We start from the raw sequence: 6712 nt of genomic DNA, 5'->3' as shown, positions 1-6712 counted from the left end.
ATTTTAGCATATATTTGGTAAATGCGCTAGTATTTAACGGTAAAGCCGTCGTAGAACGACGGGGTTTCAGACCCAAAATTTTCGATGATTAATTTAACCTGTCAAGATACCAAAACGCTCGATCGCATTTTAGCTGTGACTCGTGCCGTGGGTTGGGGTGGTGCTAAAATTCTCCAATCCTACTACCGGGGTGAACAGGATTTAGCCATCAACGAGGAAAAAAAAGGCGGACCAGTGACGGCGGCGGATTTAGCGGCAAATAACTATATTTTAGGGGAATTACAAACAAATTTCTCTGATATCGACTTTGGTTATCTGAGCGAGGAAACCCATCAGGGCAATGAAGCTATCCCGAAAGATTGGGTATGGATTATCGATCCTTTGGACGGAACCCGGGATTTTATCGACAAAACGGGAGAATATGCCCTACATATCGCCTTATGTTATCAAGGAAGACCGATAATCGCCGTGGTTGCCCTACCAGATCAAGAAAAACTCTATTTTGCCCAAAAAGGAAAAGGTACTTTTCTAGAAACTAGCGACGGCAATATTACACAGGTAAAAGTTGCCAATAAAGATAAAATTACCGACCTCTATCTGGTGGTTAGTCGTACCCATCGCGACCAACGTTTTGATAATTTATTAAGTCAAATACCTTTCTTTGGTAAAAATTATGTGGGTAGTGTGGGCTGTAAAATTGCCACGATCCTCGAACAAAAATCCGATGTTTATATCTCCCTATCGGGGAAATCGGCGGCTAAAGACTGGGATTTTGCCGCACCGGAGTTGATTTTAACGGAAGCAGGCGGCAAATTTTCCTATTTTGATGGTCAACCCGTGCGCTATAATCGCAGCGATGTGCGGCAATGGGGGGGGATCATGGCTAGTAATGGTCCTTGTCATCAACAACTTTGTCAGTTGTCCACGGCAATCCTCGCCCAAATTGATGCCACTGTCTAATTTCTGCCCCCCTAACCCAGAATCGGAGATCGGTAGAATGGAAAAAAACCAGATCGAGCAATGTTACGGTTAAAAACTTGGCAAGGGTTGATTTTAGCAGTTCCGATCGCCGCCGTGGTGATTTTTCTGATCGTGGCCGCCGGCTTTCAGATCAATCAATGGGGTTTAAATTGGATTTGGGCAGTTTTTACCCTGATTTTTGTTGCTTGGCGCTTCCTGTTGGTCAGATGGACGCGCCCAGTAGTCGGGGAAATTGAAGCCACCATTGGGGAAATTAAGGCAGAATTAACCCCTCCTGACGGTGATTCTGGGGGAAATGTCGAGGAAATTATCGAGAGAATTATCGCCGAGGCCCGCAATGATCGCCCGGTGTGGGAAGATTGGGCGACTTTTTGGCAACGCTGTCAGGATTTGGTCAATGCCATCGCCCAGATATATTACCCCGATGTCAAGTACCCCTTATTAAATATTTACATTCCCCAGGCCTACGGTTTAATTCGGGGAACTGTAGATGATAGCGATCGCTGGATGCAGAATCTTTCCCCGGCCCTGAATCAAATCACCATCGGTCAAGCCTATCAAGCCTACGAAGTTTATCAAAAATTGCAACCCTCAGCCCGGAAACTTTGGCAGGTCTGGAATTGGGCGCAATGGCTAATCAATCCCGCCGCGGCTGTGGCTAAAGTGGCTAGTCAAAAGTACAGCGATCGAGCGGATCAGCAATTATTAGTCAATTTAGGGCAAGTTTTGCGGGAAAATGCCCTGAGAAACCTCTCTCGCCAAGCGGTGTTACTCTACAGTGGCAGTAATCTCGCCCCCACTCTCCCCACCAAGACGAAAATCGCGACCACTACTCTCAAGGAAATTCTCGCCCAAGCTGAACCGATCACGGAAATCGATCGCCAACCGGTTAATATTCTGCTGGTTGGACGCACCGGGGCCGGCAAAAGCAGTTTAATCAATACTCTTTTTCGGGCCGATTTGGCCCAAGTGGATCTATTGCCCAGTACCGACGCAATCCAATCCTACCATTGGCAAACCCCAGAAGGAGACGAGTTAATCCTCTGGGATACCCCGGGCTACGAACAGGCAAATCGGGCTGATTATCGGCAAAAGGTTCTCAATTATGCCGAAAACGCCGATTTATTGATTCTTGTCACCCCCGCCCTCGATCCCGCCCTGGCTATGGATGAGGCTTTTCTTAAAGATTTGCAACAAACTATTGACAATTTACCAGTTATAGTGTGTGTTTCTCAAGTTGATCGCCTGCGTCCGCTGCGAGAGTGGCAACCCCCCTATAATTGGCTGACGGGAGAAAGTCCCAAAGAAGTCAATATCCGCGAATGCTTGCAGTATCGGGCGGAATTATTCGAGGAACTCTGCGATCGCATTTTGCCGATGGTCAGTCAACAGCCGGATAGAGAAGCTTGGGGGGATGAGGAGTTATCAATCGCTTTGCTGGGGGCAATTTCGCCCGCAAAACAGTTGCGTTTAGCCCGTTTTTTAGCGGATTTAGAAACTCGAACTCTGACAGCGGCTAAAATAATCGATCGCTATACTTTACAGATGGCCACGGGGCAAGGTTTAACGGCCCTATTAAAAAGTCCTATTCTAGGTTTTATCTCCACTTTAGCCACGGGAAGACCGACTTTAGCCTATCTTTTAGCCGAACAAATTCCTGTGGAACAATTACCGGTAGCGATCGGTAAATTACAGATGGCCTATGAGCTTTTTTCTCTCTTAAATCCGGAGAATAAAAGTTTTGATTTATTGGCACTTTGGCCAATACTATTAGAAAATTCTAGCACTGCCGACAAGGAAGCTTGGGCTTGGGGTCATGCTCTGGTAGAATATTGGACAAAGGACTTATCGATCGAACAGTTCCGGTCAAGTTATCAGGGGTATTTAGAAGGGAATTAACAACAAACTAGAGACGATAAAATAATCACCTACCTCGTTATATAATAATACTAAATCCTGTTTAAAAGGTCTAGAACTTACCAAAAATTACTGCAGCTATTTTTTAATCTCAGCTTGTGTTGATTTTCTAAGCTTAGACATTTATCCTGCTTATCTTTGATTTTTTTGTCATCTAACTTATTAATGAGCAAAAGGATTAAAATCCTCTCTAAACTCTATACAAATACGACTTCTATCATCCAAAAAAGTAAAACAGGATTCTTTACCGATAAGTGAATGAACCGCTCTTCGATTGTCAATAGTAGCGTTAGCTGAAATTTCATTAATATTCATATTAACAATACTAACATAATCACTATTCCAAAGAATTTTAGCAAACATTATTCCTTGACTGACTTTCATTAGTCCTGCACAGAAAGGGTCACTCCTCACTAATTTTCCTTGTTGGTAAAAACTGCAGCTTGCCAAAAAAGGGAAATAAGATTTTTGCTCTGTTTCATACAAGCATAACTGACTTTCATTATCGAGAAGAGTAAAACAATATCCTTTTCCTTGAGGATTATCTGAGCGAACAGCCGGTCGGTTATTGACCATTACATCAATTGCAGATCTATTAAAATCTCCTTCATAAGTTGTCACTGTATTATCTTCCCATAAAATTGCTCCGCTATAAACGCCTTGAGACATGGAACTATGCACTAGACAAATGCCAGACGGTTTTATTACTTCCTTTTTTTTGATAAAACTACAGGAATATATAAAGGCAGAATCAGAAGCATATACGGCAGGAGGGTCACTCAAAAACAGACAATTTAACCCTACTAAATATGAGACCATTAATAATAGTTTCTTATCCATGATTAAAACCACTCCGATCAACAATCTTTAACTAGCGGCAAAAATTCATATATTTGACTAGCCAATTATATTATCACCATATTTTAGGAACTCTATGTGATTGTACATTTTCTTGACTAACACTGCTTTAATTTTTATGGTTGGTATAGGTGATCAAGGGTTTCCATTGTAAGTTATTTGTTTCTAGGCTGTTAAGAGATTGATCGGTGATGATAGAATAAAGAACATCTGGATCTAAATCAGCACCATTTTCCCAATAAATTGTTCCCCAATCGGGATTAATTTTGACTGTTTTAAAAAAAGCTAATTCTTTGAGAGGTTCAAAAATGCCGACAAATTCAATAATTTCTTTAAGATCAATAATGCCATCTCGATCATCTTCAAATTTAAGATAAAGTTGATAATCATTGAGGGGTTTTACTTCAATAATGTCTTTTAACATGGTTTATTCTAATGGGGAAATCGGTTGTAAAGTTTGATTGAGTTTAGCAAGTTGCCAATTTTCCAGTAATTCTTGTTGATGAATAGCAGCCCATTCAATCACTAAACCAAGAATTCTCGGAGATAGTTGACCTCTTAAGATAGCTAGATTTTTAATGTCAATAATCGCTTTTTGCTGATTGTAGCGGACATGAAAATGAGGGGGTGAATGGTCATTGTAGTACATAGTGATAATAATTCCTAGAAAACGACTAATTTCTGGCATCTTAGATCAATAGAGTTAATGGAATAAATTGTGATTTAATCCTTGCTCAAGTATTGTTCAAGGGTTACATAGTCGCCTGATTGGTATTCATCCCGAACTTTTTGAAGTTCTGCGAGGGTTTCCTCGTCATCTTGATAGGAGGTTTCTTCAGCTTCAAAAATTTGTTGTTCTAATATTTCTAATAATTGTTTTTTTTGCGTTAAGTCAAGGGAGTTAATCACTTGAGTTAAAGATTCAAAAGTGATTTGAAGATTGATTGTGTTGATCATGAAAATTTTCCTATTTGGCTAAAAAGTTAAATCTTGAGAGGTTTTGTCTCATCTATCTGTCTCTCATTAAATACAACCATTATAACATTTATAGCGTCGCCGATGAATAATTAACAATGTCCGATGCGAATGCAGCCTAGCAGAATGTTCTGCGTAGCAGCCTCGAAGACTAGCGGGTTGGGATTGCTTCGGGGGAATTATGGTATTGGGACTAAATATGGTCTCTCAATCACCCCCTCGCAATGACAAGGACAGGTTTTATTTTTGTTATTTGGACGGTTTGCATTATTCACTCTCCTTGGTTTTATCGGGGTAAGTTAACAGAAAGCGATCGCTAATAGTCCCTTTAGTGGACTTTAGCTTTGGAGAAATGATCATCGCATTTTCCCAATCATCATCAAAAGGGAGCGCATCGGGATCAGACAAAGCATTAGCCTCGATTTCTGCATCACTCATCGATTTAACTCGCTCCCAATCGGTTAAATCGCTAAAATCTTGCCTTTCCTCTTTTGTGTTAAGAATCCCCATCTTGGTGGATACTCTCTTGATACTTTCTTCGCTCACGTTCGTTTGCTCTCCTAGCACTAATCAATCGGCAAGTTTCCCCTCTTATAGTATAGACAACATAACAGATTATCCCGTTTAATTGTCCCAGCAAACACATCCTTATTTCTTGGTAATCTTGGCGATTATCTTCTCTGATTAGACAGTGACCATCGAAAATAGGAGGAACAGCCGTAAAATCTATCCCATGCTTCTCTATATTAGAATATCTTTTAGACTGATCCCAGTCAAATTTTGTAAATTTCATAAGTAAACAATCGTTTGTTTAATTCTTTTCCTAGATCATCATTCCTATATCTCCTCCTTACCTATGGTTTTGAACGAACAAAAATTTTTATCACTATTTAAACTTCAATAATTTTTTGTTATATCGAGAAATTACTAGCCCTAAACGCAGAAATTTTGAAAAAGCGAAGCCTCCGCTTCTACTATCATCAGAGAAGGGTAATTGAGACAATTTCTGCGTCACCTTAAATAGCCCTTTAGGTTTTGCGTCCGAGAAAATTAATAATCCGGGGATTAATTTCTTTTGACCAATGTTCTTGGGGATAGTGTTTCGCTTCCGCAAGGGAGATTAATTCCACTCCTGATTTAGTGGCCAATTTTTCCACAGTGACAGAAGATAACCAAGGATCGCCCATTCCCCAGACAAAAAGGATAGGTTTTTCCAAGTTCTCTAAACCTGTCTCAATTTCTGCCATAGTTTTCGCTAGGTTTAAATTGCGAATCGTGGCCAGTAAAGCGCGACCGACTGCCGAAGTTTTTAGATAGGGTTGACGGAAAATAGCCAGATCTGCATCACTAATCACAAAACCGCTACCAGTTTCTAAAGTACGATCGACTAATAAGGGATCTTGAGTCGCCATATCTCCGAGGAAAGGTAGGCCCCATTGTTTCATTATCCAGGGTAATTTGACATCCCTGGAGAGGGGAGTATTTAAGACGACCAAGCGCTCAATTTTATCGGGATTTTCTAGGGCGTATTGTAGGCCGACGGAGGCTAAAAAACCTTGCACAATTAACGAGATTTTCGGCAATTGGAGAGCTTGAATAAAATCGGCCAAGGCTTGACAAAAAGCACTAGGTGTGTAGGCGAATTCTCTGGCATCGGGTTTAGCGGATAAACCGGAACCGATCCAATCGGGGGCAATAGCATTAATGTTATATTCTTCTAAACTGGTTAATAATTCCCGCCAAATATAGCTATGGGCGGGTAAACCATGAAGTAGGATCACGGGGGTTGTATCTGGTTGTTGAGCGGGGTTAACCTGTCGATAAAACCACTTGAGAGAGCCGACTTCGAGAAAATTTTCTAAAATAGCCATGGTTAATGGGGGATTCATAATCATCGAAAATTTTGGGTCTGAAACCCCGTCGTTCTACGACGGCTTTACCGTTAAATACTAGCGCATTTACCAAATATATGCTAGAATGT

Annotated in this window: 8 protein-coding genes and 1 pseudogene; 2 read left to right on the top strand and 7 right to left on the bottom strand. The window is 41.0% G+C overall.

Annotation, left to right across the window (positions count from 1 at the left end; translation table 11 throughout):
* Window positions 1–84 precede the first annotated feature (84 nt).
* Together BGL89_RS18885 and BGL89_RS18880 are read left to right on the top strand one after the other, a co-directional pair.
* On the top strand, window positions 85–960 hold the full coding sequence (locus BGL89_RS18885; RefSeq protein WP_286827062.1) for a 3'(2'),5'-bisphosphate nucleotidase CysQ family protein: 876 nt from the start codon (window positions 85–87) through the stop codon (window positions 958–960).
* 60 nt (window positions 961–1020) lie between these two features.
* Window positions 1021–2880, top strand: a complete 1860-nt coding sequence (locus tag BGL89_RS18880) for a GTPase family protein (protein WP_286827061.1) — start codon at window positions 1021–1023, stop codon at window positions 2878–2880.
* 180 nt (window positions 2881–3060) lie between these two features.
* Here the strand turns inward: BGL89_RS18880 and BGL89_RS18875 are convergent, their stop codons facing one another.
* The 7 genes and pseudogenes from BGL89_RS18875 to BGL89_RS18845 form a co-directional block, all read right to left on the bottom strand.
* Window positions 3061–3738, bottom strand: a complete 678-nt coding sequence (locus BGL89_RS18875; RefSeq protein ID WP_286827060.1) for a hypothetical protein — start codon at window positions 3736–3738, stop codon at window positions 3061–3063.
* 127 nt (window positions 3739–3865) lie between these two features.
* Window positions 3866–4180, bottom strand: coding sequence for a DUF2442 domain-containing protein (locus BGL89_RS18870; protein WP_158201018.1), 315 nt, complete (start codon window positions 4178–4180; stop codon window positions 3866–3868).
* A gap of 3 nt (window positions 4181–4183) precedes the next feature.
* Window positions 4184–4444 (bottom strand): DUF4160 domain-containing protein, encoded by a 261-nt coding sequence (locus BGL89_RS18865; RefSeq protein WP_158201019.1) that lies wholly within the window; start codon window positions 4442–4444, stop codon window positions 4184–4186.
* Window positions 4445–4479: 35 nt separating this feature from the next.
* Window positions 4480–4713 (bottom strand): hypothetical protein, encoded by a 234-nt coding sequence (locus tag BGL89_RS18860; protein WP_286827059.1) that lies wholly within the window; start codon window positions 4711–4713, stop codon window positions 4480–4482.
* 348 nt (window positions 4714–5061) lie between these two features.
* Window positions 5062–5241, bottom strand: a pseudogene (locus BGL89_RS18855) (hypothetical protein); the annotation flags it as partial.
* Window positions 5228–5524: a BrnT family toxin gene (locus BGL89_RS18850; RefSeq protein ID WP_286827056.1), complete on the bottom strand. Its 297-nt coding sequence runs from the start codon at window positions 5522–5524 to the stop codon at window positions 5228–5230. The gene BGL89_RS18850 and the pseudogene BGL89_RS18855, both read right to left, overlap by 14 nt.
* Before the next feature lie 235 nt (window positions 5525–5759).
* On the bottom strand, window positions 5760–6626 hold the full coding sequence (locus tag BGL89_RS18845; RefSeq protein ID WP_286827055.1) for an alpha/beta fold hydrolase: 867 nt from the start codon (window positions 6624–6626) through the stop codon (window positions 5760–5762).
* Window positions 6627–6712 lie beyond the last annotated feature (86 nt).

The organism is Microcystis sp. LSC13-02 (genome assembly GCA_002282935.1).
Lineage (GTDB): Bacteria > Cyanobacteriota > Cyanobacteriia > Cyanobacteriales > Microcystaceae > Microcystis.
Note: the sequence above shows the minus strand (reverse complement) of the source record. Positions and strands in the feature narration are given on the sequence as shown.

Bases quoted from the DNA above. Each gene is read 5' to 3' on its own strand.
- BGL89_RS18885 (WP_286827062.1), top strand. From the start codon at position 85: ATGATTAATTTAACCTGTCAAGATACCAAAACGCTCGATCGCATTTTA.
- BGL89_RS18880 (WP_286827061.1), top strand. From the start codon at position 1,021: ATGTTACGGTTAAAAACTTGGCAAGGGTTGATTTTAGCAGTTCCGATC.
- BGL89_RS18875 (WP_286827060.1), bottom strand. From the start codon at position 3,738: ATGGATAAGAAACTATTATTAATGGTCTCATATTTAGTAGGGTTAAAT.
- BGL89_RS18870 (WP_158201018.1), bottom strand. From the start codon at position 4,180: ATGTTAAAAGACATTATTGAAGTAAAACCCCTCAATGATTATCAACTT.
- BGL89_RS18865 (WP_158201019.1), bottom strand. From the start codon at position 4,444: ATGCCAGAAATTAGTCGTTTTCTAGGAATTATTATCACTATGTACTAC.
- BGL89_RS18860 (WP_286827059.1), bottom strand. From the start codon at position 4,713: ATGATCAACACAATCAATCTTCAAATCACTTTTGAATCTTTAACTCAA.
- BGL89_RS18850 (WP_286827056.1), bottom strand. From the start codon at position 5,524: ATGAAATTTACAAAATTTGACTGGGATCAGTCTAAAAGATATTCTAAT.
- BGL89_RS18845 (WP_286827055.1), bottom strand. From the start codon at position 6,626: ATGATTATGAATCCCCCATTAACCATGGCTATTTTAGAAAATTTTCTC.